General features: G+C 61.3%; 19 protein-coding genes. 4 read left to right on the top strand and 15 right to left on the bottom strand.

Annotation, left to right across the window (positions count from 1 at the left end; translation table 11 throughout):
- Nucleotides 1-127 precede the first annotated feature (127 nt).
- From ACFFT4_RS35255 to ACFFT4_RS35245, 3 genes are read right to left on the bottom strand one after another with little or no spacing between them, the layout of a single operon-like run.
- Nucleotides 128-1,696, bottom strand: a complete 1,569-nt coding sequence (locus ACFFT4_RS35255; protein WP_378054619.1) for a response regulator — start codon at nt 1,694-1,696, stop codon at nt 128-130.
- A 3-nt stretch (nt 1,697-1,699) separates the two neighbouring features.
- Nucleotides 1,700-3,499, bottom strand: coding sequence for a sensor histidine kinase (locus tag ACFFT4_RS35250; RefSeq protein WP_378054617.1), 1,800 nt, complete (start codon nt 3,497-3,499; stop codon nt 1,700-1,702).
- 49 nt (nt 3,500-3,548) lie between these two features.
- Complete coding sequence (locus tag ACFFT4_RS35245; protein ID WP_378054615.1) at nt 3,549-4,400, bottom strand: AraC family transcriptional regulator; 852 nt, start codon at nt 4,398-4,400, stop codon at nt 3,549-3,551.
- Between the two features lie 123 nt (nt 4,401-4,523).
- Here ACFFT4_RS35245 and ACFFT4_RS35240 point away from each other — a divergent pair, with 123 nt between their 5' ends.
- The 3 genes from ACFFT4_RS35240 to ACFFT4_RS35230 all read left to right on the top strand — a co-directional run bounded on the left by ACFFT4_RS35240 (nt 4,524) and on the right by ACFFT4_RS35230 (nt 8,106).
- Nucleotides 4,524-6,062 carry a sulfatase family protein gene (locus ACFFT4_RS35240; protein WP_378054613.1) on the top strand — a complete coding sequence of 513 codons (1,539 nt, stop codon included), beginning with the start codon at nt 4,524-4,526 and terminating at the stop codon, nt 6,060-6,062.
- A gap of 323 nt (nt 6,063-6,385) precedes the next feature.
- The gene (locus ACFFT4_RS35235; RefSeq protein ID WP_378054611.1) at nt 6,386-7,186 is read left to right on the top strand and encodes a phytanoyl-CoA dioxygenase family protein; all 801 of its coding nucleotides are present in this window, start codon (nt 6,386-6,388) and stop codon (nt 7,184-7,186) included.
- Entirely contained in the window at nt 7,183-8,106 is a 924-nt protein-coding gene (locus ACFFT4_RS35230) for a helix-turn-helix domain-containing protein (RefSeq protein ID WP_378054609.1), read from the top strand. Before ACFFT4_RS35235 ends, ACFFT4_RS35230 begins: the two co-directional genes overlap by 4 nt.
- Here ACFFT4_RS35230 and ACFFT4_RS35225 read toward each other — a convergent pair.
- From ACFFT4_RS35225 to ACFFT4_RS35190, 8 genes are read right to left on the bottom strand one after another with little or no spacing between them, the layout of a single operon-like run.
- Complete coding sequence (locus ACFFT4_RS35225) at nt 8,052-8,834, bottom strand: SDR family NAD(P)-dependent oxidoreductase (protein WP_378054607.1); 783 nt, start codon at nt 8,832-8,834, stop codon at nt 8,052-8,054. The genes ACFFT4_RS35230 and ACFFT4_RS35225 overlap by 55 nt on opposite strands.
- On the bottom strand, nt 8,831-9,853 hold the full coding sequence (locus ACFFT4_RS35220) for a DUF5107 domain-containing protein (RefSeq protein ID WP_378054605.1): 1,023 nt from the start codon (nt 9,851-9,853) through the stop codon (nt 8,831-8,833). The genes ACFFT4_RS35225 and ACFFT4_RS35220 overlap by 4 nt, the downstream gene beginning before the upstream one ends.
- Nucleotides 9,850-10,893 carry a zinc-dependent alcohol dehydrogenase gene (locus tag ACFFT4_RS35215; protein WP_378054603.1) on the bottom strand — a complete coding sequence of 348 codons (1,044 nt, stop codon included), beginning with the start codon at nt 10,891-10,893 and terminating at the stop codon, nt 9,850-9,852. The genes ACFFT4_RS35220 and ACFFT4_RS35215 overlap by 4 nt, the downstream gene beginning before the upstream one ends.
- A complete protein-coding gene (locus tag ACFFT4_RS35210; RefSeq protein WP_378054601.1) occupies nt 10,890-12,869 on the bottom strand; it encodes an alpha-galactosidase in 1,980 nt (659 codons plus the stop codon). The genes ACFFT4_RS35215 and ACFFT4_RS35210 overlap by 4 nt, the downstream gene beginning before the upstream one ends.
- 37 nt (nt 12,870-12,906) lie before the next feature.
- Nucleotides 12,907-14,208, bottom strand: a complete 1,302-nt coding sequence (locus tag ACFFT4_RS35205; RefSeq protein ID WP_378054599.1) for an ABC transporter substrate-binding protein — start codon at nt 14,206-14,208, stop codon at nt 12,907-12,909.
- A gap of 27 nt (nt 14,209-14,235) precedes the next feature.
- Entirely contained in the window at nt 14,236-15,111 is an 876-nt protein-coding gene (locus tag ACFFT4_RS35200; RefSeq protein ID WP_378054597.1) for a carbohydrate ABC transporter permease, read from the bottom strand.
- Entirely contained in the window at nt 15,108-16,049 is a 942-nt protein-coding gene (locus ACFFT4_RS35195; protein WP_378054595.1) for a carbohydrate ABC transporter permease, read from the bottom strand. The genes ACFFT4_RS35200 and ACFFT4_RS35195 overlap by 4 nt, the downstream gene beginning before the upstream one ends.
- An 18-nt stretch (nt 16,050-16,067) precedes the next feature.
- Nucleotides 16,068-17,183 carry a mandelate racemase/muconate lactonizing enzyme family protein gene (locus tag ACFFT4_RS35190; protein WP_378054593.1) on the bottom strand — a complete coding sequence of 372 codons (1,116 nt, stop codon included), beginning with the start codon at nt 17,181-17,183 and terminating at the stop codon, nt 16,068-16,070.
- A 167-nt stretch (nt 17,184-17,350) separates the two neighbouring features.
- Here ACFFT4_RS35190 and ACFFT4_RS35185 point away from each other — a divergent pair, with 167 nt between their 5' ends.
- A complete protein-coding gene (locus ACFFT4_RS35185; protein WP_378054591.1) occupies nt 17,351-18,040 on the top strand; it encodes a GntR family transcriptional regulator in 690 nt (229 codons plus the stop codon).
- Between the two features lie 97 nt (nt 18,041-18,137).
- On the opposite strand, the gene ACFFT4_RS35180 is transcribed toward ACFFT4_RS35185, so the two are convergent.
- The 4 genes from ACFFT4_RS35180 to ACFFT4_RS35165 all read right to left on the bottom strand — a co-directional run bounded on the left by ACFFT4_RS35180 (nt 18,138) and on the right by ACFFT4_RS35165 (nt 22,653).
- Entirely contained in the window at nt 18,138-19,052 is a 915-nt protein-coding gene (locus ACFFT4_RS35180) for an alpha/beta hydrolase (RefSeq protein ID WP_378054589.1), read from the bottom strand.
- Between the two features lie 129 nt (nt 19,053-19,181).
- Nucleotides 19,182-20,558, bottom strand: a complete 1,377-nt coding sequence (locus ACFFT4_RS35175) for an ABC transporter substrate-binding protein (protein WP_378054587.1) — start codon at nt 20,556-20,558, stop codon at nt 19,182-19,184.
- Entirely contained in the window at nt 20,555-22,099 is a 1,545-nt protein-coding gene (locus tag ACFFT4_RS35170) for an ABC transporter substrate-binding protein (protein ID WP_378054585.1), read from the bottom strand. Before ACFFT4_RS35170 ends, ACFFT4_RS35175 begins: the two co-directional genes overlap by 4 nt.
- A complete protein-coding gene (locus ACFFT4_RS35165; protein ID WP_378054583.1) occupies nt 22,096-22,653 on the bottom strand; it encodes an RNA polymerase sigma factor in 558 nt (185 codons plus the stop codon). Before ACFFT4_RS35165 ends, ACFFT4_RS35170 begins: the two co-directional genes overlap by 4 nt.
- Nucleotides 22,654-22,794 lie beyond the last annotated feature (141 nt).

Genomic DNA, 22,794 nt, shown 5'->3' with positions numbered 1-22,794 from the left:
TCCACTTGTATCGTAATTCGCCAGCGCCCTGTGTAAGCGTTTCCGTTGACGTGGATTCATTATAAGTCAGCGAAGGAAGGGCAAAATTATAATAATATGACTATTTACTCCACATATTTTACGGTTTTTAATGACGTCCCGAGCGATTGGCGTAGGCGTGAGGCGTCATTCCGGTCGTTTCCTTGAACACCTTGAAAAAATAGTTGTACGTGCCGAAGCCGACTTGATCGCTGATCTGCTTGATCGAATATTGGCCGCTCTCCAGCAGCTTGCGCCCGGCTTCGATGCGGACCCGGTTCAAATATTCGGAGAAGGTCGAATGCGTCTCCTCCTTGAAAATCCGGCTTAAATACGAAGGGTTCAAGCCGATCCGCTTGGCCGCCGACTCCAGGGTGATGCCCTCGCGGTACCGCTCAAGGATGAATTCGATCGCCTGCGACACGTGGCGGGAGTAAGACCCGCTCCCTCGCTGCCGCTTGAGCAGAATCAGCAGCTCGGCATAGTAGCTCTGCATCCATTGCTCCAATTGGCCGATCTCGCCGATTTTGCCCAGTTCGGTTCTTGAAGGCAGCTCCTCCGGCGCGGCTTGCGTTTTATCCTTGGCGATCACCTTGTCGCTCAGCTTCAGCAGCTCTCCGACGATTGTCTGCATGGCATGGGAATGCACGGGGCGGTCGCGATGCGCCGCAAAGATCGCGGCAAGCAGCCGTTGAATCGCTTCGCCGTCCAATCTGTCGAGCGCCAGCAGAAGCTGCTTCTGCTCCTCGATCGAGAGCGAGGCGCGCTCGTCGGGCAGCCCCGCTCCCGTCCGGTCGAGCTGGCGCACGGCGGAAAGGTAGCTGGCGTCGAGCTGCGACAAGCTGCCGCAGGCATGGCCGATCGCGTAGATGCATTTCAAATTGAGGAACAGCTCCAGCGAATGCTGCAGCTTGCTCATCAGCCTTCCGGCCTCGCTGGCGGCGGCATGCTCGCTGCGTTCCTTGAAGGAGAATACGACGATGAGCCGTCCGTCCTCGACATAGGCCGCCGTCCGCTCGCGAATGTCGCCCAGGCTCTGCTGGATCAGTTCGACGGCCTGCTGCACCATCCGGTTCGTCTGGACGTCGCTGTACGACTCCGTCAGCAGCAGGAACGGGATGATCTGCACGACCGCGGCCGCATAGCCGACCGCCCGGGGATACAAGCCGGACTCGGCGGCGCGCGCTTCGAGCTCCCGGGCGGATTCCGGCCTGCCTCTCGCCAGATCGGCGATCATGTCGCGAAGGGAGAGCGCATCCATGGCGCCGCGCGCGAGGGGCCGCTCTTGTACGGCATGGTCCCGCTGCAGCTCCCGGGCCGCCTTGTTCAGCAGGGAGATCAAGGCGGCATCGTCCAGCCGATGCTTCAACAGATAGTCGACCGCGCCGCTGTTCAGGCATTCCCGCACGTAATCGTAGTCGTCGTAGCTGCTGAGCATTAACGTCTTGATGGCGGGATAGCGGTCGCGAATCGTCCGGTTAAGCTCGACGCCGTTCGTGCCCGGCATATCCACGTCGATGATGGCGATATGGGGCGGGGAGCGTTCGATCATCTCCAGCGCCGCATCGGCGTTATAAGCTTCGCCGCACAGCTGAAAGCCGTGCTTCTCCCAATCCAGCAGCGTCCACAGATGATGGTGCGCCAACGGCTCGTCGTCGACCAGCAGCACTTGAAGCATCGTCTAGATCACCTCTTTGTCGTCATTTTCGCTTCCGTTCGCAAGCAGCTTGGGAAATCGCACGACCGCTTTCGTATACCTGCCCGGCTCGCTGTGCAGCCGGACGCCGTAAGGCTCCCCGTACATGCGGACGATTCGTTCGTGCACGTTGCGGACGCCCATCCCGCTGAATCGGGACGAGGCTTCGCGATCCGCCGGCTGCAGCAGCACGGCAACCTGCTCCCGCGTCATCCCCTCGCCGTTATCCTCCACTTCGACGATCAGATCGTTAAGCTCCCCGTATACGCGAATGGACACGACCCCTTCGCGTTCGGAACGCCCGATGCCGTGAATAATGGCGTTCTCCACCAGCGGCTGCAGCATCAGCTTGGGCACCCGGCATTCCAGCAAAGCGTCGCCCTCGACCCGGGTCGTTATCCGCAGCGGCTCCATATACTTGTATTTCACGACCGCAACGTAGCTGGACACGTACTCCAGCTCCTCGCGAACCGTAAGGAATTCGTTGGAATTGCCCAGCACCGCCCGCATCAGCTCAATCAACGAGCCGGACACCTCCTCGATGTTGGGCACCCCGTTCAGCTTGGCCAAATATTTGATCGTATTCAGCGAATTGTACAGAAAATGCGGCCGGATCTGCGCCTGAAGCGCCGTCAATTCCGCTTCCCGCTTCTTTCTCTCGCTGACCCGGATTCCCGCCATCAGTCGCTTCAATTCCTCCACCATGCTGGCGAACACGCGGTACAAGTCGCCGATTTCGTCCTTGGATTTGATCTCCGTGCGCGGAAAGGATAAATTGCCCTCCTTCACCTGCATCATCATCGATTTCAGGCGTCTGATATTCACCGTCGTCCGGAAAGACATTTGCAAGGAGCCCATCAGGATGACCAGGAAGACGATCACCGACACCTCGACCATCAAGTTGCGGATTCGGGTCGATTCGCTCAGCAGCGAATCCATCGGCACGAGCGCCAGCGTCGTCCACCCCGTGTAATCGGATTGATGACGGACGACAATATACCATTTGCCGTCCAGCTCATGCTCAACCGAATGCGTCAGGCCGGCGTATTTCCGATTCATGCCGTTGATCGTCTCCACGGAAGGAGCAGAGGCGGCCGGGGCCGCTTCCGTCCGGTAGACGAACTCGTTCTGGGCGTCCAGCACGTAGAGCAGGCTGTCCTTCGTCGGCCTCACGCCGAACGTCTTCTTGATGAAGTCGTAGTTCATATCCACCATCACGACGCCGATCGTCTCGCGATTGTACCGGATCTCCCTTCCGACGGTAATGACGTCCGCCTCTCCCGGCGGCTTGAAATACGCATGGCGCGCCCCGTTGCTGAGCATGTAAGCCATCATGTCCGTTTCCAGAAACCTGCGATCCAGCCAGGGGCCGCCGGAGAAGATCACCTTGCCGTTCAAGCCGACAACGGCGATCCGCGTAATGTAGGGCTTGTAGGCGATCAAGCCGGACAGAAACTCTTCCGTCCGTTTCTGCTCCTGAAATCCTTCGTAGCTGACCTGGTCGTGCGGACTGAGCAGCGTATCGAGCACGCTCGTCTTGCTGGTCACCACGACCGTATTCAACCGGTCGATTTCCTGGAGCATAATATTCAAGGATTCGTCCGCCTGCCGGATGCTGTCCGATACCGACGTGACCGCGTTCTTCTTGATCGTCTCGCGCATGTTGACGTAAATGATGGAGGTGACGGAGACGATGGACAGCAGCGTCACGAGTCCGAACGCAATAAAGATTTTGCCCTGAATATTGAGCCTCGGAGAAAACCATCTGCGCAGCAGCGACGGCATCGTATGGAAGCCCCCCTTCTCTTGTATGCGTTTGCAAAAACGGAACGGCTCAGCTCCCCTTCGCCCGAACGGCTTGGGGAGACATTTGAAAGTACATTTTGAACGCTCGCGTGAACGTGTACAGATTGGGATAACCCAGGGACAGGGCGATCTCCGTAATCGTCGCGTTCGTCTCCAGCAGCCGCCGGGCCTTCTCCATGCGGATTTTCTGGATGTACTTCATCGGCGACATGCCGATCTGGCCGGTAAAGACCTGGGTGAAATAAGAGCGGTGAACCCCGGCGAAAGCGGCGACCTGCTGGACCGAAATGCCCTCCGTGGCGTGCAGCTCCATATATTCCAGGCATTCGTCGATCCAGCCGGCGTTATCCGACGAATACGGGGAGGCCGTATCCGGAATCAGCTCGGCGAACAAGCCGCAGACGAGGCTTTGCAGCTCCAGCGCCGCGGGCGGGCTCCACCGCTCGATCTCCTCCAGCCTGCGGATCGTGCGGACCGCCGACGCCTCGACGCCGGCGTTGACCAGATTCCGGCCATACGGCTTGTCCGGGCTTAGCCCCGCCAGCTCCAGCAGCGGCTTGGCCCGCTCCCCGTCCAGCGCGAGCCAGACCATGCGCAGCGGCTTATCCGCCGGGAGCATGCGGTAATGGTACGTCCGCCCCGGAAAGAGGCAGAACAAATCTCCCTTCCGCAAATCCGTCTGCCGGCCGCCGTATTCGAGCCGAAGCATCCCGTCCTGGATCAAGTGAAGGCTGTAGCATTCGATCCGCTTCGGCCCGACCTTGTAATTCGGCTTGGCCTGGCTGCGTCCCGCCCGAACCGGCCACAGCCGTCCCTCCCGGTCCAGATTCCCCGGCGTATAGTAGATGAAATCCGCGAATTCGTAGTCGTATTCCTGCATCGCACGGTCTCTCCTCCTTGTCATTTTCCGATCAAAGACAACAAAATGACAACTCTCATCTAACACCCTGCCATTTACCAAATGCTATATATCCCATATTATCATAGTCGGAGGCGATTACAATTGTCCAGTAGACCTAACATTTTGCTAATTACAAGCGACCAACAGCATTGGAATACCCTCGGCGCTTTGAATCCGGAAATCTCCACGCCGAACCTGGACCGTCTGGCCCGTCAGGGCACCGTTTTTAAGCGGGCCTATTGTCCGAATCCGACCTGCACGCCCAGCCGGGCTTCCATGATTACCGGAACGTATCCGAGCCAGCACGGCGCCTGGACGCTGGGCACGAAGCTGCTGGAGGATCGCCATACGGTGGGAGAAGATTTCTCGCAGGCCGGATACCGGACGGCGCTCGTCGGCAAGGCGCATTTTCAACCGTTGAAATCGACGGAGGCGTACCCCTCGCTCGAAGCTTACCCGGTTTTGCAGGATCTGGACTACTGGAGACGCTTCAATGGACCGTTCTACGGCTTCGATCATGTCGAGCTGGCCCGCAACCACACGAACGAAGCGCATGTCGGGCAGCATTACGCGCTGTGGATGGAGGAGCAGGGATGCGCCAACTGGCGCGATTATTTTCTCCATCCGACCGGCACGATGGACCCGGCGACCACGTACAAGTGGCCCATTCCGGAAAAATACCATTACAACGCCTGGATTGCGGACCGAACGAACTCTTTGCTGGAAAGCTATAAAAAAGACGAAGCTCCCTTCTTCCTGTGGTCGAGCTTCTTCGATCCGCATCCGGAGTATTTGGCGCCCGAGCCCTGGGATACGATGTACGATCCGGACAAGCTGACGATTCCGTCCGCGACGCCGGGAGAGCACGACCGGAATCCGCCGCATTTCGGCCTGACCCAGGAGGACGACCCCGACTTTTCGCATTTGCAGGAAACCGGATTTGGAATCCACGGCTACCGCTCGCACCATTATTACGAATACGGAACGAAGTTTCGGCTGAGCGATGCCGACAAGAAAAAGCTGGTCGCCGTCTATTACGGGATGATCAGCATGATGGACAACTATATCGGCCGCATCCTGGACAAGCTGGACGAGCTGGGACTGGCGGAAAATACGTTGGTGGTCTTCACGACGGATCACGGCCACTTCTTCGGCCAGCACGGCCTGCAGGCGAAGGGCGGCTTCCATTACGAGGATCTGATCAAGCTGCCGTTTATCGTCCGATATCCGGGGCATGTGCCGTCCGGGGCGACCTCGAACGCGATCCAGTCGCTCGTCGATCTGGCGCCCACCTTCCTCTCCTTCTGCGGCCTGCCGATCCCGCCGGCCATGACGGGTCTCGATCAGAAGGAAGTGTGGCTCGGCAAGAAGGAGAAGGCGAGGGAGCACGCCATCTGCGAATTCCGTCATGAGCCTACGACGATTCACCAGAAAACCTACGTCGACGAACGCTATAAGATTACCGTCTATTACAATCAAACCTATGGCGAATTGTTCGACCTGGAGGAAGACCCCGGCGAGCTTCGCAACCTGTGGGACGATCCACAGCACGGGAAATTAAAGGGGGAGCTGCTCCTGAAATACATCTGGGCCGAGCTCGGCAAAGAACCGATGCCGATGCCCCGCATCCATCATGCGTAACAGAGCTCGCCCGATTTTGTAACCGAACCGTAATATAGCTTTCATCTGATTTTCATGTTAGCGGGCTATAATACAAACATGACCCCCCTTTTCAATAATATATATCTTGAGGCTAGCGGCCCGTTGCCGCTAGCCTACTTTTTTTGTGTCCGACTTTTTATCAAGGTAAAGGTTGAACCGAATGAGCGAGGAAGCTCTTTTCATTCCGAAAGCGATGCTAAAAAGCGCATTTTTTGGGGGATATCGAGCACTTCCCCCTCTTTTTGAAACCGCTTCCTTCGAGTAAACTGAGGTTACATCAAGCAGCGGAGGTGGCGGTGACAATGAAGCTTCACGGACTGACGGAAGAGCAGTATTTGGCGTGGCATCGGGATGGGTATCTGGTGTTGGAGGGTTTTCTGACGGAGGAGGAGGTCGAACGCTATAACGGAAGCACGGACGACGCGTTCGCGCGCTGGCATGCGGAAGGCGGCGGCAATCCCGAACACGGGCAGCTGAGCCACGTCGAGCAGATTTGCGGCATTATCGAATACGGGGACGAGTTTCTGGAGCTGATGGAGCATCCGAAAATGATGGCCGTTATGCGCGACGTATTCGGCGACCGCTTCGTCATGATCGACAACGACGCGATGCTGAAGCCGCCGAAGCGGGAGGCGCATACGAACTGGCACCGGGATACCGGCAGCAGGCTGATCGTGAACGAGAGGGAAGTCCCCTTTATGGTGAAAGTGTTCTACTTCCTGTCGGACGTCGCGTACGACGGCGGCTGTCTCGCCTTCCTGCCCGGCAGCCATCGGCTTCCGAACGACCGGCTTCCGAAAGTCGAGAAGCAGGAAGCGATGCCGGGCCACGCCCGAATGACGGTGAAGAAGGGTACGGCGGTCCTTTTCGACGGGTATACGTATCATTCCGCCCTGAACAACTTCTCGGACGAGACGCGCCGCTCGCTGATCTACAATTACGGCGCTTCGTTCGTCCGGACTTGGCCGGGCTACGAGCCGAGCGAAGCCGTCAAGGCCAAGGCGGAGACGAATTTGCGGAAAATGCTGCTCGGCGTCGCGCCGTGGGTCGCCGATCCGCAAGCGTTCCCGGAACCGGATCCGGCGGCGTCCGCGACGCAATGAGCGAGGGAAACTTCCAGACGATCTCCTCCCCCAGCGCATTCGCCCGCTCCCGGCTGTATTACGCGCTCATCGGCGGTTTCGAACGGACGCCGCCAACGTTCGCGCTGCAGCGGGAGCATTACCCGGCCTACGAGGCGCTGTACATTACCCGGGGCAAGGGCTCTTTTCGTTACGGAGAGACGGAATATCTGCTCGAGCCGGGCGACGGGGTCTGCTACGATATGCGTCTTCCGCACGCGTTTCGCGCGGACCCGCTGGAGCCGTACGAGATGCGCTACGTCGTTTTCCAAGGGCCCGATCTGGATTCGCGTTGGAGAGAATGGTTCGATGCGCCTTGCGTGGCGGTCAGGGGGTCCGGCGAGCCGGGAGAGCCGAAGTACGCGGAGCTGCTGACGGAGGTGCTGACACAGATGGCCGACGGCTCCTTCGAGCGGGAGCCCTCCATATCCGGACTGCTCTACGGCCTGCTCATGGAAATGCTGGCCGCGCGCCGCTCGTCGCCGGGAGAACGGCGCGAGCTTCCCCAGCCGCACCTGGAGGCCGCCAGACGTTTCCTCGAGGAACGATACGCCGGGACCGACGTCGACATTCGGTCGGCGGCGCGGCGCGCGGGGCTCAGCTACGCCCATTTCATACGCCGCTTCAAGCGGGCGTACGGCGCGTCGCCGAAGGAATATTTGACGCAAATCCGCCTCGGCCACGTCAAGCAGGCGCTGCTGCACACGCCCCTTTCCGTCGCGGAAGCGGCGGAGGCGGCCGGCTTCGGATCGTACAACGCCTTCCTGCATACGTTCCTGCTGCACGAAGGCTGCTCGCCGACGATTTATCGGAAGGCCTGGCGGCGTTCCGGCGAAGCCGAGGCGGCTCAGAACGTAACGGACAGTCCGCCGTCCACGGGAATCGCCGCCCCGCACACGTAAGAGGCGTCTTCGGACGCCAGGAAAGCGACGACGGAAGCGACCTCCTCGGGTCCCCCGGCTCTGGCCTGGGGGATTTTGCGGCGTTGTACGTAGATGTCCTTGAACCAGTCCGTCTCCAGCTCGTTCTCCCCGTCGACGAACGACATCGGGGTGTCGATGAAGCCGGGCTGCACGGCGTTGACGCGGATGCCGTGCTCGGCCAGCTCGACGGCGGCGCAGCGCATCAGCTGATCCGACGCGCCCTTGGCCGCGTTGTAGTGGCTCGAGAACGGCAAAGCCCGATAAGCGTTAATCGACGAGACGTTCACGATCGCCCCTCCCTCGCCGCGCTCGATCATCCGCCGCGCGACCGCGCGCGTGCAGAAATAGGTGCCGAAGGCGATCACGTCGAACACCGGCTTCCATTCCTCCGTCCCGGCGCGGACAAGCTCGACCGACGAGGCCATGGCGGCGTTGTTGACGAGCGCGTCGATCCGGCCGAAGGCCTGAACCGTCTCTTCGACGCACCGTTCGACGTCCGCCTCGCTGGAGACGTCCCCTCGAACGAAGAGCGTACGCTCCTGCGGAGCGTGCCGCCGCAGCTCCGCGAGCGCCTCCTCGCCGACGCTTGCGCGGCGGCCCATGATCGCCACCGACGCGCCTTCCCGCGCAAACCGCAGCGCGGTCGCGAAGCCGATTCCGGTCGCTCCGCCGGTGACGAGAACGGCTTTTCCCTCGAATCTTCTCATTCCATCGCTTCCCCCTCTGCATTGCCGTCGCGGTCGATCCCGTTCACGGCTCTTAATCCCGTATAGACGGAGGCGACCACCTCCGCGGTCAGCGTCTCGCCTCCCTTGAGCGTGCGGTGCGTGTCGGCCTTGACGCCTTCTTCGACGAGCAGCGGATAGCCGGTGCACGGCTCCAGCACGACGGTCGACAAGCCGCGCCAGCCGCCGTAGGTCGCGAACAGCCAGCACGACGGGAACACGGCCGGATCGAACGCCAGGCCGAGGCCGACTCCGGTCGAAGTATCCGTATACGCGCACCAGCCGCCCGTCAGCTCCGTCAAATATTGAAATTCGTTCACCCCGGACGAAGCCGGCAGCGCGACGCGCATATCGTGGATCGTTCCGTCCTCGCCCGGCGCGTAAGGCCAACGGTAAGCGACTCCCGTTCGGCCGGTGCGCGGCGGACCGAACTCCTCGAGATACGCTTGCTCCGCCCCGACGTCGATCCGGCCGTTCCCGTCGGCCTTCACCGCCGCGTGCAGCTTCCACAAGAACGGCAGCTCCGCGCGTCCCGGGTTCGCAAGCCGATGCGAGAAGCGCAGCTTGGCCTCGCCCGCCCGCAGCCGAATCGTCTTCTCCGCGCGGCAGGCCGACACCGGCGTGCCCACGCTCAGCTTTACCCAAGCCTCCGCTTGGCCGCCGCCCGTCTCGTATGCCCACGGCAGCGTCCACAGCTCGCCATGGTCGGGCAGCGCCTCTCCGGCCAGCGTCTCGGGCGCGTCGTTGGGGAACAGCTCATCCCAGCCGCCGAAGAAATGATCGTCGTACGACGCGCCGAAGCCGACCGGCCTCGGGGCGATTCGCGGATGCTGCCAGAGCAGGTCCGTCCCCGTCGGCTTATGCGTGATCTGCCAGATTTTCGCCCCGAGCTCCGGCAAAATAACGACCCGCAGCAGCCCGTTCTCCAGAATGACGGCCCGGAAGCCGCGGTACGTCCATTCCGTCGATACCCTCGCCGCCTGAACGCCCGGCCCGTTCATTCCGTCGCCTCCCCGGACACCGTCAGCAGCACCTTCGCCACGGCGCCCGGGTCCCGGATCAGCCGTTCGTACCAAGCCGCGCCGTCCCGCAGCGGGGCTTTCACGATTCCGTCGGCCAATCCGGCCTTCCCCTGCGCCAGCCATTCCAGCGCCGTCTCGAAATGCGACACGGCGTAAGCGAACGAGCCAAACACGCGGACCTCGTTGCGCACGAGATGGTTGACCGGAAGCGAGGATTCCGCCTCGTGCAGGCCGACGAACAGAGCGGCGCCTCCCGGCGCGACCGCCCGGATGCAGGCGTCCCGCGTCGCCACGGAGCCGACCGCGTCGATTGCGGCGGCCACTCCGGCGCCGTCCGTCAGCGTCCGGACCGCCTCGACCGTCTCCGCGGCGCGGGGATCGATCGTCTCGGCGCCGAGCGCCCGGGCGAACGCCAGCCGATCGGGATTCGTGTCGGCGACGAGAATGCGCCGCGCCCCGCGAATGCGCAGCGCCTGCAGCGCGAAGATGCCGATCGGTCCCATGCCCACGACAAGCGCGTCGTCGTCCGGCCCGAGCTGCGCCAGCTCGGTCGCCCGCGCCGCGCAGGCGATCGGCTCGGCCAGCGCGCCCTGCTCCAGCGCAACCTCATCCGGCAGCGCGTAGACGTTGCGCGCGGGTACCGCCACGTACTCGGCGTTGCTGCCCGGCAGCGCGGCGCTCAGCAGCTTCCGGGACGGGCACAGCTGCTCCGCCCCCGCGGCGCAATAGCGGCACGTCCCGCAGGTGACGAGCGGATTGGCCGTCACGCGGACGCCCGGCCGCAGCCCGGGCTTGATCCCGGCCGCCCGCTCCCCGACGGCGGCGATGCGGCCCGAGAACTCATGGCCGAAGACAAGGGGCGGCCGGCGCAGGCTGTTCCGGCCGAGATAACCGCTCAGCTCCGAGCCGCAGATGCCGGAATAGGCCACCTCGACAAGCACCTCGTCCGGCGCGATCGTCGGAACATCCACCTCCCGCAGCTTCATCTCTTGCGGCCCTTCGTATACGAGCGCGATCATCCCGTTTCTCCCTCCTTTTTCCGAACAAGCACAAGCTCGCTCTCCTCCTCGCCGAGCCTGAACATCAAGCCCTCCTCCATCAGCTCGGCCCCGGTGCGCACGGCAAGCTCCCGACCTTCGTCGACGGACGTCAACGAATAGAGCGCCGCCGGATCGAGCGAGCGCAGCGTGATCGACCTCGACGCCCCTCCCTGCATGCCGTGCAGACGGAAGACGAACAGCAGATGCTCCTTGCCGTCCGGCTTGGCGTACTGGAACGCCGCCCATCGCTCCCCGCGACCGAATCGCTTCGGCTGGTCCGTCAGCCGGAACAGATCCGCTTCGCGCACGAAGCCGGAGACGAGCTCCCGGTACGTCCGGATATGCCGCGCGAACCGCTCCGCCACCGCTTCCGGCAGCTCGGGCAGCTTCTGCGAAAACCCGAACCCGCCCAGCATCGAGATGCGCGTGTAATAATCGAGCTTCTCCCGCGTCAGCTCCGGATCGCGAGGGTCGAACTTCTGATAGCGATGCTCGCCCAGCCATTCGCAATAGCCCCAGTGCAGGCAGACGTCCGGCGCCAGCATCGTCGAGGCGCCCCAGAACAGCTGCAGGTCGTGCTCCGGCCAATCCGGATCGCTGAGGAACGTCGTATGCGTCCGCTTCATCAGGCCGAGATCGATTCGCAGCCCTCCCGAAGAGCAGCTTTCCAGCAGCACGTGCGGGTGCTTGGCGCGAATCCGCTCGAGCACGCGGTAATACGCCTCGATATGCCCGAACAGCCCGTCGCCGCTTCCATGACCGTGGTCGGTCCGGTTGCAGCCGGCTCCGGGATCGAGATTATAGTCCAGCTTGATCCAATCGCAGCCATACTCCGCAATGAGGCGATCCAGCGTCTCGTACGCCCACCGCTCCGCTTCCGGATTGGCCAGACAGACGTAGCCCAGCGGTTCTCCGTCCCGGAGCGCGGGAAAATCCGGACGTCTCCGGCCCAGCTCGGCCCGCTGCCCGAGCGCCTCGATCTCGCACCAAAGTCCGAACTTCAGCCCGCGCCGATGACAGGCATCGGACAAGACGCGCAGTCCGCGGGGAAACCGCAGCTCGTTGACCCGGTCCCAATCTCCCCTGAAGTCGTACCAGTGCGCTTCCTCCTCGGCCGGACCGAACCAGCCGGCGTCGAGCGTGCAGACGTCGAAGCCCATCTCCGCGGCTCGGTCCGCGTTCGCCAGGAAGGTCTCTTCGTTGATCCGCTTATCCTCGTAGCTCCACCAATGGTTCCATTCGACCGGCAGCGAGGCCGACAGCTCGTTGCGCGGATACCAGAACTTCCGCCCGACGCGGGCATACTGCGCCGAGATGTCGTTCAGATCGCCGGTATCTGTCTCGACGACGACAACATGCGGACTTTCCATCGTCTCCCCCGGGCGGAGCGTCTTATGGAATTCCCAGGCGTTCAGGCCGCCGGTCAGCTTCATCCCGTCCTCTCCGTCCGGGGTCAGCTCCAGCGCCCAGTTGCCGGACCACATGACGGACGCGGATACGATCCGCCCGCTCGCCCGGTCGAACAGCGCAACCCACGGATGGACGTCCGCGGAGGACCTCCCCTTGCGCGTCTCCAGCCGGAACGGCTGTCCGCGAGGCGGCAGCGCCGACAGCACCGCTTCGAATTCCAGCCCCCAGCCGCCCGTGTAATGCATCGTCTCGTAATCGCGGACGGGCAGCGGGAGCGCGATCGAATCGACCGCCTCGATCCGCACGTCGCCCGCTCCCTCGTTGCTCACCTTCAGCCACTGCTCCGCCAGGTTCGTCCCTTCGTACCGGACGGTCGTTCGCTCCACCCGAACCCCGCTCTCTCCGTCGACGAAGAAAGCCGCGTCGACGACGCGGCCCCCCTCTTCCGTCAGACGCGAGCCGGTCCGCTTCATGCCCGCTTCGTCCGGCCCGCGAAGCACCCCGTCGACGCGGAGCGCAAAGCCGATATCGATTGCCGTGACCATGAACGCCCAACTCCTCTCCCGTATTTGCGCGCCTCGGCTATTCCGACTGCAGCAGCGCGTTGATCTCTTTCTCCGCCTTCGCGAGCGCCTGCTTCACATCGCCGCCGTTAATGAAAATCTCGTCCTGCATCGGCGTCATATATTTGTCGTTCGCTTCTCTCCACTTCAGATGGTAGATGTCCCCGATCCGCCCGTCCTTCAGCCATTCGAATCTGGCCTCCAGATAACCTTCGGGCGCCCATTCCGGCGCTTCGATCTTCTCGCGGGACGGATTGTGCACCGGAATCCACGACTGCTGCTTGGCGATCGTCTCCTGGTTGTCGGTCATCGCCCATTTGATGAATTCCCACGCTTCGTCCGGGTGCTTCGTGTTCTCGGCCATGACGTAGCCGCCGACGAAATACGGCGTTGCGCGGCCGTCGCCCCACTTCGGAATCGGTGCGACGCCCCATTCGAAATCGGTAATTTCCTTCAGCGTCCCGAGGTCCCAGTCTCCGCCGACATACATCGCCAGCTTGCCGGTCTGGAAGTTCATGCCGTTGGCGTCCTTCGTCGCGACGTCCGGCGCCACCTTCTCCTTATAAATCATATCCTGCAAAAATTGCAGCGCGGCGGCATTCTCCGGCGTATCGAGCGTGACGGCCTCCGGCTCGTGCACGTCCGCGATAATATTGCCGCCCTGCGCCCAACTGAGCGCCATCCAGGACCACCAAACTCCGAGCGAGGCGGCGTCGAAGCCGTATTGGCTCGTCTTGCCGCCTTCGGAGACGGTCAGCTTGCGGGCCGCGTCCAGCACGTCGTCCCACGTCCAGTCTCCGTTCGGATAATCGATTCCGGCGGTGTCGAACGCGGACTTGTTGTAGTAGAAGAGCAGCGTCTGGTAATTTTCCGGCGCGATATACATGTTCTCCCCGTCGAACTTGAGCGGCTCGAACAGCTTCTCGTCGAACTCGCTCATGTTCAGGCTCTTGTCGAAATACGGCTGCAGGTTTTTGAACAGCCCTTTCTTGTACCAGGCGTACGCCGGAACGTCCCAGTAGAACAGGTCGACCGGCTTGCTGGAGGCCAGCGACAGCTCGATCTTCCGGAACGTCTCGTCCCAGGGCAGCAGCGTCATTTTCACCTCGATGTTCGGGTGGCTTTCGTTAAAGCGTTTGATTTTGTCCGTCTCCTCCGCGTCCAGCGCCGGGCCGTTCGACCAGCGAATGAACTCCAGCGTCACCTTCCCCTTCGAGCTTGCGCCGCCCGAACCGTTCGAGTCCTTCGAGCAAGCAGCCATCGTCGACGCCAGCAGCGCCGCGACAAGCGCGAGCAGCCATACCGCTTTCCGTGTCTTCATCTTCCGTTGACCTCCCCTGAAATGTGGTTAACCTTTCACTCCGGTAAACACGATCCCCTTGACGAACACCTTCTGACTGAAGAAAAACAGGAGAACGCATGGAATGATGGAATAAATCGTCGCCGCCATGAGCAGATGAAGCTCGGGCGCGGAACGGGCGGACCCCTGGAAGTACGACAGCCCGAGCGCGATCGTCCGCTTGTTCTCGTCCGTCAAATAAATGAGCGGCCCGATAAAGTCGTTCCACGTCCACATGAACGTGAACACCGCCGCCGTCGCCAGCACCGGCTTCGTCATCGGCACCATGATGCGCAGCCAGGCGGAATACGTATTGCAGCCGTCGATGCGGGCCGCGTCCTCCAGCTCCCGGGGCACGCCCATGTAGAACTGCCGCATCAGGAAAATAAAGAAGGCGCTCCCGAAAAAAGAAGGGACGATCAGCGGCAGAAAGGTATCGATCCATCCGAACTTGTTGAACATCAGATAGAGCGGCACCATCGTCACCGCGGACGGCAGCATAAGCGTCGCCAGCAAAGCCAGGAAGATCGCGTCCTTCCCCGGCGCGCGCAGCCTTGCGAAGCCGTAGGAGGAGAACGAGCACGACAGCAGCGTGCCGATCAGCGCAAAAACGACGATAATGAAGGAATTCAGCGTATAGCGCGGAAAAGGAAACACCGTCAACGCCTTGACGTAGTTGCTCCACATGATCGGGTCCGGTATCCACTGCGGCGGAAAAACGTAGACGTCGATCTTGCGCTTGAGCGACGTGGAAATCATCCACGCGAACGGCGCAAGGATCAGAACGGAGCCCGCCAACAGCAGGACGTATGCGGCCGCGGCCCGAAGCCTCTCGGACATTCGCATGCCCATTGCAGGGCGGGTAACGCTGCGCTCGGTCGTCATGCCGTTCTCCTCCTTCTCTTCGATCTCTTGCCGACTTTCCGCTCCTCGTAGAACACCCACATCGGGGAGGAACGGAACACCAGCAGCGTCAGCAGCAGAATCAGCAGGAACAGCACCCAGGCCATCGCCGAGGCGTAACCCATCGAGAAGTAGTTGAACGCCTGCCGGTACAGGTACAGCACGGCGAACAGCGTCGAGTTGTTCGGCCCGCCGGCGGTCATGATGTAGCCTTCCGTAAACACTTGAATCGAGCCGATAATGCCCATGACCAGATTAAAGAAAATGACCGGCGACAGCATCGGGATCGTCACGCTGCGGAACCGGCGCAGGCGCCCCGCTCCGTCGATCTCGGCCGCCTCGTACAGCTCGCTGGGAATGCCCTGCAAGCCCGCCAGATAGATGAGCATGCCCCCTCCGACGCTCCACAGGCTCATCAGAATAAGCGAGGGCAGCGACCACTGCTCGCTGTAAATCCAGGCCGGTCCCGCGATGCCGAACCATCCGAGAAACCAGTTGAGCAAGCCGAACTCCGGATTGAACACCCATTTCCACAGCAGGGCGACCGCGACGCCGGAGATGACCGCAGGCAAGTAGAAGACGACGCGGAACAGGTAAATTCCCTTAAGCGTCTGATTCAGCAGCATCGCGAGCAGCAGGGCGACGACGAGGCCGAGGGGTACGCTGATTCCTGCGTAGATGAACGTGATTTTCATCGAGTGCCAGAAGAACGGGTCGCGGAACAGCTCGACATAATTTTGCAGCCCGATCCATTCCGGCGTGCCGAGAATATCGTAATCCGTAAAAGAAATGTAGGCGGAAAACAAAATCGGTCCCAGCATGAAGACGAGTAAGCCGATAATCGCGGGACTCATGAATACGTAACAGTCGAGCGCTTCCTTCTGCGCGTTCGTCAACTTTTTACCGCGGATCCATGCCATCGTTGGCCGTCACCTCTTTCAAACCTGATATCGCGCCTGAACCGCGGGATCGATGCCGATGCCCAGTCCGGGGCGGTCGGGCAGATGCACGTAGCCGTTCTCGAAGCGGACCGGATCGGCGACCAGATGACGGGCCAGCGGCGATTCCGACATCGTGTACTCGAGAAGAAAGCCATGCGGCATGCTGGCCACGTAATGAACGCTCGCCGCGACAAGAATGCCGGTCTTGAAGGCGTGGGGCACGACCTTCTTATTATGGTCGTAGGCCATGTAGGCGATTTTCTTCCCTTCCGTCAATCCGCCGCACCGGCCCAGATCCGGCTGCAAAATATCCAGATGCGCATCCCGCACGAGACGTTCGTACGCTCTCCGCCCGCTCTCCTGTTCGCCCGCGGCGATATAAATATCCGCCGCGTCCGCGAGCGCCGCGTATCCGGGATGGTCGTCGGGAGGCAGCGGTTCCTCGATCCAGTACACGTTGTGCTCCTCGAAGCGTTTGGCCATCCGGATCGCCTGCTGGGCGTCCCACGCATGGCCGATGTCCACCATCAGATCGATATCGTCGCCGATCGCCTTGCGCAGCGTGCGCACCGCCTCCACGTCGAACTTCTCGTCCTTGCCGAGCGGCCCCCAGCCGAACTTGACCGCTTTGTAGCCCAGCTTCACATACCGTTCCGCGAGCGATGCCGCTTCCGCGATCGTATCCGGCATCAGCAGGCTCGCATAGGCCTTCACCTTGTCGCGGTAAACCCCTCCGAGCATCTGCGCAGCGGAGCGTCCCGTCGCCTGGCCGATGATGTCCCACAGCGCGATATCGATGCCGCTCATCGCATGCAGCGCCGGACCGCTTCTTCCGTAATAAAGCGAGCCCTGATACATTTTGTCCCACAGCCGCTCCACCTCGAAAGGATCTTCCCCGATCAGCAGCTCCTTGAGCCCGTTCGCAATCGAATGGGAGGCTTGCGCCTCGATCACCGCCCGGGCCACCGCCGGAGCGGAATCGATCTCCCCGATTCCGGAGATGCCCTCGTCCGTATGCACCCGCACCATGAGCGTATCCTGGGTTCCGTCGCACTTCGTGGCGTCGACGTCCGGCAACCGGAGATAGATGACTTCCACGTCTGTAATTTTCAAAAGGCTGTCCTCCCAACTGCGTACCGCTTGATTTGAAGCGCTTTCATCCAATTTCTGATTCCACTATATAATGCTGATTGTAGATTGTCAACAATATGTTGTTGACGGTTTCACGGGAGAAGCATACACTTAGGTTAACCATTCAAGGTCAAAACGGAGGGCAAATGATGTCGACTTTTAAATTTCCCGAGCAAAAAGCGGTCTCGCTGCGGCACCGGATTGCCGACGACATCCGCCGCGCCATTCTCGAAGGAAAGCTGAAGCCGGGCGATCGGCTCCTGGAGGTGGAGATGTCCAAGCAGATGGGCGTCAGCCGCGGTCCGATCCGGGAAGCTCTGCGCTCCCTCGAGCAGGAGGGGCTGCTGCACTCCCAGCCGTTCAAGGAAACGGTCGTCGCCGAATTCTCGACCGAGGAAGTCGTCCACGTCCTGATTCCGATCCGCCTGACGGTGGAGACGTACGCGCTCAGGAAAGCGCTCCCGCACTTCGGCGAAGCCGACTTCGCGTTTCTCGAGCAATGCCTCGACAGCATGCGCGTGAACGGCGAAGCCCGCGACGTCGTCGGACTCGTCGAGAGCGACCTGGCCTTCCACGAATATATCGTCGTCAAGTCGGACGTCCCGAACCTGATGAACATCTGGTCAAGCATTTTCACGCGGATTCGGATGCATTTCTACATGCAGGACCAGCATTTCGAGGACGTTACCACCGTCTGGGAGCAGCACCGCCCCCTGATCGAAGTGATGCGGACGGGCAACGTCGATCTGGCCGTCGCCGAGCTGTCGCGCCATATTTACGACACCAATCTGGAGTCGCTCGGGATTGCCGTTCCCCCGGCTCCGACAAGCGAAAAATAAGCCCTGGCCGGGACGGGCCGGAAGGGCTTATTGGCAAACCGGGTACATAATAAGTCGGCCGGCTCCCGAGGACAGGCGGTCGATCGCAGTGCCGGCTTTAGATCGTCGTCGGGGAATGCTCTTGGGGACAATGCAGCGAATTTCGGAAAAAGTCCGTCACCGCCGGCCAGAACGCCGGATCGCGGTCCGAGGCGCTGTGCCCTTCCGCGTCCACGAACAAGTGAGGGTGGTCGGGCGTGCGGGACAGAATGAGCTGCAGCTCGTCGGGAGGAATAAATCCGTCCTTGCGGGAATGAACCAGCAGCACGGGCGTGCGGCGGCCGCGGGCGTTGTCGTGCAGAATGCGCACGGGATCGGCTCTATGGGCCGTCGCGCGCGGAATGCGGCTTCGCCACAGCATAAAGCCCGGAATGAGCTGCGCGAGCGGAAACCGCGGCAGCCTGCGGCGGCGCAGCTCGGCGCCGATCATCGTGGACAGCCGGACGGGCATCGAATCGGTGACGAGCGCGGCGATCGGGGCTCCGGCATCCAGCGCGAGCACCGCTCCGTACGCGCCAAGGGAGTGGCCGACTACGCCGATGCGGGAAGGATCGATATCCGGCCGCCGAAGCAGCCAGTCGATGGCCGCGAGCAGATCGTCGCGGAACTGCAGGCCTGTCGGCGTTTTGTAGTAATCGCTGTCCCCATGGCTTCTGGCGTCGTACATCAGAATGGAATACCCCTGCCCGTACAGCGGAAGCGCATACCTCAGCACGCGCGACCGGTTGGAGCTCCAGCCGTGCGCGACGATGATGACCGGGCCGCCAGGCCCGGACAACGAGCCTTGCGGCATGAACCAGCCCTTCACCGTCGCTCCGCCGCTTTTCCATTCCGCTTCCTCGTACGGCACGGGAGGGCGGGCCTCGTTCGGCACAAGCCGCGGCCGTTGCGCCTTCACCGTAAGCCCGTACAGAGCCGCCGCGCTTCCCGTAAACGCGCCCGCGCTTCCGACCATCCAGGCCACAATCGACATGCCGCTCCCCCTTCCCGTATTTCAGTATGCACTATTCTACCCTGGCCCCGCTTTTTTTACAGGCCGCGCAATAAAAAAGCGGTGCCGGGCACTCCGTCCCGACACCTCTCACGCGACTTGCGCATCCTCCTATTTGTTCGCGGGAACGAGCTGGTCGAGCCATTTCTGCCCTTCCCGCTGCAGCGTCTCAAGCGCCTGCTCCGCTGTAATCCGGTTCGAAATCGTGGCGTCCATCTGCTCGGCGACAAGCTTGTTGAACGGTTGATAAAACTCCGTCGGAATGACGCTCGTGACATAGCTCGGCGAATTCGGCCATCCCTTCTGCTGATAAAAAGGCTCGTAGTCGGGATCGTTTTTCCATTTGGGATAATCCATCCGGGACGACAGGTCGGTGCCCGCCGAAGCGTAAACCTTGCCGACCGGCTCGGATTGAAGCTCGCGGATCGCGTTCCAGGCCGATTCCGGACGGCTTGCCGCGGTCGGAATGACAAAGATGTAGTCGGAAACGAACCACCAGGTGCGTTCCGGATCTCTCTCGCTGACCGGTCCCGGGAGCACGCCCCATTCGAAGGACGGCGGCTTCGCCTTCAGCTTCTGCATCAGATCGACTTGTCCGTAGGTCATGGCGACCTTGCCTTTGTAGAACAAATCGGCGGCCTCCTGCTCTTCCTGGCTGACATACGTTACGCCATCGACGACTTTCTGCTTCCGGCCGTTTAACCCGAGCGAGCCGCGGCGGTAGGAATCGGCGACCATGCGCCACATCCGCTGCCACTCCTCGCTCTGCATCGTCATTCGACCGTTGCGGGTATCGACGAAATTCAGCCCTTCCGTCTGCGCCACGACCTGAACCAAGTCAAAGGGAGATCTGATGTTCGACTCGTAGAAGCCGTAGCTTCCCTCCTCCAAGGACGCATCCTGCGTAAATCGATCGGACAGACCAAGCACCTCGTTCCAGTTCATCCGCTCCCGCGGCTCTTCGATCCCGTAGGTTTTGAACATCGATTTATTGTAATACAGGACGGAGGTTCGGATGCTCGGCGACAAGCCGAACAGCTTGCCCTCTTCGTTGTCCTTCATCCGTTCGATCATGCCGGGAGCGAATACGCTCAGATCCATCTTGTCCCGCGACGTCCACTCGCCCAAATCCCTTAAAGCGCCGGCGTCGGCCATGGGCGGGTACATCAAGCTGTTCATAATGACCAGATCGGGTTGCTCGCGCTCCAAGTATTCGTTAAATACACGGATGGCCTCTTCTCCCTTCATCTCATACAGCTTGACGTCGCCGAGCGGCGCAAGGGTAATCTTCCAGTCGGGAAAACGTCCTTCGAATATCGCCCGAAATTGATAATTGTAAGTTCCTTCGTCGATCACGCCCAGCACGAGCTCTTTCGGCGCTTCCGGCGGCTCGGCCTCGGGCTGGCAGCCGGACAGCAGGACGGCCGGCACGATCGCCGCGGCCGCCCAGAGCGGCGTTTGCCGGAACCGGCTTCGTGTTTCGTTCATGGCTTGTTCTCCTCTCGCGCTTCCGCTGCCGCCTTCGTTGAAGCGACGAGCTCCTCCGCTCGCTTCTGCAATCGACTCATCGCTTGCTCCAACGACGTGCTCCCCTTGATCGCCCCGTACGCTTCTTCGCCGCCCGCGGCCAGCACCGCCTGGAGGAAAGACGGATTGGGCGGCTTGTACATCGATTCCTCGTTTCGCAGCACGTCGGAGCTGTCGACGTTCAATTTGTAGAACGCGCCTTCTCCCGTGGCCGAGTCCCCCTCCGAGGCGGGAGGCCGCGAAGACAAAGCCCGGAATGACTTGCTCCGATTGCTCTGCGCCTGCTCCGGCCCCGTCATAAAGCGGAGCAGCGCCCATGCGGCCTCCTTGTTCGGAGACTTCGCGTTGATCGCGTATACCGTCGAAATCGAAAATTCGGAGGCAGCGTCGGAACGGTCCGAGGAAACCGGCTGAGTGACGAGCCCCCATTCGTCCCGGAATCCGATCTGCTCGGCCGCGGAGAACACATCCTGCCGATAGCCGCTCTGTCTGAACGTCATCGCGGCATGGCCCGTCAGGAACGGGTCGGCTTTGTACAGATCGTCCACGAGGATGTGTCCGTCTGGATCGGAGGACGGCCACACTCCGTCAAATATCCAGCCGTCCCGGTAGCCCCGAATCACCTTGTCCCAGACGCTGCGCCACGAAGCGGAGTCGACCGTCGGATTCAGCCCGGCGTCCGTCAGACGAAGCCTGTCCGCTTTCCCGACGCTCTGGATCAGCCCGAAGGGCGTCATTCCCCAGCCGGTCGTCAGCCCGTAGATCGGCTGCCCGGATTGTTCCTGACCGTTGAATCGGGCGGCAAGCTCAAGCACCTCGTTCCACGTCATTCGGTCTTGCGGAGGCGCAATGCCGAAGCGACCGAACAAGCTTTTGTTATAGTAGAGGGCATAGGTTTCGAAATAGGGCGTCAGCCCGTACAGGTCGCCGTCTCCGGCTTCCCGTATCGTGCGGATGACCGGCGCGTGAAAGTCGTCCAGCTCGAAGCCGTCCCTCTTGGCCCAAGCGTCCAGCGGCTGAATAAGCCCCTCCTTCGAGAGCGGGTCGACCAGGAACAGAGGCACCTGCAGCAGGTCGGGCTCGTATTGCAGAAGCCACTTCTTGTAATCCTCCGGCTCCGTCGATTCCGGATAAGGAGGGACTTCGATCTGCGCGTTCGGATGCCGCACGACGAACGGGAGGCCGAATTCGTCCATGAAGCTTGTCCGGTCGGGATATTGGATTTTGAGTACGACGTCCTCCCGCTCCCAAGCGTCGTTCCGGACGTTCTCCCCGCTCTCCTTGCCGACGAACCAGCCCGAAAGCGAATCTCTCATCCACCAGCCGGAAGCGAGCAGCAGAACGACCATCGCTCCGGCGAGGACCGGTTGAATTTTATTTTTGCGCGCGGCGGGCACGGCAACACGCTCCTTGATTTTTCTCATCGTTCGCTCGTTAAAGCCTCCGATTCCGAGCGGAGCTTCGGACAGCTCGCGTTCCCAATCGTCCAGGTTCCGGCTCATGACCGCTCGCTCCTCTCTTCGGCGTTGTCCGCCAAGCTTCCCCCGATCGCTTGCCTTGCCCGATGCAGACGGGATTTGACCGTCCCTTCCGAAATCCCCAGCATTTCCGCGATTTCCTTCATGGACATCCGGTAGTGGGCGAACAAAATCAATACTTCCCGCTGCTTGCGCGGCAGCTCCAGCACCAGGCTCCAGATCCGGTTCTTCTCCTCGCTGCCGAACCATTCGCTCTCCGCGGAACGTTGGGAGGCCTGCAGAAATCGCGACGGAAACAGCTGCACCTTGCGCATCCAGGCCGTCTTCAGATAGTCGAGGGCGGTATTGCGGGCGATCGACAGGAGCCACGACTTCACGCTCGATCCGCCGCGGAACGAATCCAGATGCTCGTAGGCTTTCACGAATACGTCCTGGGCGATATCCTCCGCAAGCTCCCTGCGCTTGGTCATGAAGTAAGCGTAGTTCCAGACGTCCCGGCCGTAGGTCATCATCAGCTCGTCGAACAGGGCGTGCTTGTCCACTCCGCCGGTCATATGCTTCAAGTAATCGAAAGCCAACAGAATCCCTCCCGACAATAGGACGAGCCAGAACGGAGAAAGTTCCCTCGGCAAGAAAATATTTCGGCATGCAAAAACGCCGACGTATCCGCAAAGATACGCCGGCGTCCTATGCACGTGCTCCTTCCTTCGATAAACCGA

Source organism: Cohnella cellulosilytica, from assembly GCF_042431195.1.
Lineage (GTDB): Bacteria > Bacillota > Bacilli > Paenibacillales > Paenibacillaceae > Cohnella > Cohnella cellulosilytica.
Note: the sequence above shows the minus strand (reverse complement) of the source record. Positions and strands in the feature narration are given on the sequence as shown.

Excerpts from the sequence above, each read along its gene's own strand:
- ACFFT4_RS35185 (WP_378054591.1), top strand. The coding sequence starts at position 17,351 with ATGTCGACTTTTAAATTTCCCGAGCAAAAAGCGGTCTCGCTGCGGCAC.
- ACFFT4_RS35205 (WP_378054599.1), bottom strand. The coding sequence starts at position 14,208 with ATGAAGACACGGAAAGCGGTATGGCTGCTCGCGCTTGTCGCGGCGCTG.
- ACFFT4_RS35230 (WP_378054609.1), top strand. The coding sequence starts at position 7,183 with ATGAGCGAGGGAAACTTCCAGACGATCTCCTCCCCCAGCGCATTCGCC.
- ACFFT4_RS35180 (WP_378054589.1), bottom strand. The coding sequence starts at position 19,052 with ATGTCGATTGTGGCCTGGATGGTCGGAAGCGCGGGCGCGTTTACGGGA.
- ACFFT4_RS35245 (WP_378054615.1), bottom strand. The coding sequence starts at position 4,400 with ATGCAGGAATACGACTACGAATTCGCGGATTTCATCTACTATACGCCG.
- ACFFT4_RS35215 (WP_378054603.1), bottom strand. The coding sequence starts at position 10,893 with ATGATCGCGCTCGTATACGAAGGGCCGCAAGAGATGAAGCTGCGGGAG.
- ACFFT4_RS35255 (WP_378054619.1), bottom strand. The coding sequence starts at position 1,696 with ATGCTTCAAGTGCTGCTGGTCGACGACGAGCCGTTGGCGCACCATCAT.
- ACFFT4_RS35200 (WP_378054597.1), bottom strand. The coding sequence starts at position 15,111 with ATGACGACCGAGCGCAGCGTTACCCGCCCTGCAATGGGCATGCGAATG.
- ACFFT4_RS35225 (WP_378054607.1), bottom strand. The coding sequence starts at position 8,834 with ATGAGAAGATTCGAGGGAAAAGCCGTTCTCGTCACCGGCGGAGCGACC.
- ACFFT4_RS35175 (WP_378054587.1), bottom strand. The coding sequence starts at position 20,558 with ATGAACGAAACACGAAGCCGGTTCCGGCAAACGCCGCTCTGGGCGGCC.
- ACFFT4_RS35210 (WP_378054601.1), bottom strand. The coding sequence starts at position 12,869 with ATGGTCACGGCAATCGATATCGGCTTTGCGCTCCGCGTCGACGGGGTG.
- ACFFT4_RS35250 (WP_378054617.1), bottom strand. The coding sequence starts at position 3,499 with ATGCCGTCGCTGCTGCGCAGATGGTTTTCTCCGAGGCTCAATATTCAG.
- ACFFT4_RS35195 (WP_378054595.1), bottom strand. The coding sequence starts at position 16,049 with ATGGCATGGATCCGCGGTAAAAAGTTGACGAACGCGCAGAAGGAAGCG.
- ACFFT4_RS35235 (WP_378054611.1), top strand. The coding sequence starts at position 6,386 with ATGAAGCTTCACGGACTGACGGAAGAGCAGTATTTGGCGTGGCATCGG.
- ACFFT4_RS35170 (WP_378054585.1), bottom strand. The coding sequence starts at position 22,099 with ATGAGCCGGAACCTGGACGATTGGGAACGCGAGCTGTCCGAAGCTCCG.
- ACFFT4_RS35220 (WP_378054605.1), bottom strand. The coding sequence starts at position 9,853 with ATGAACGGGCCGGGCGTTCAGGCGGCGAGGGTATCGACGGAATGGACG.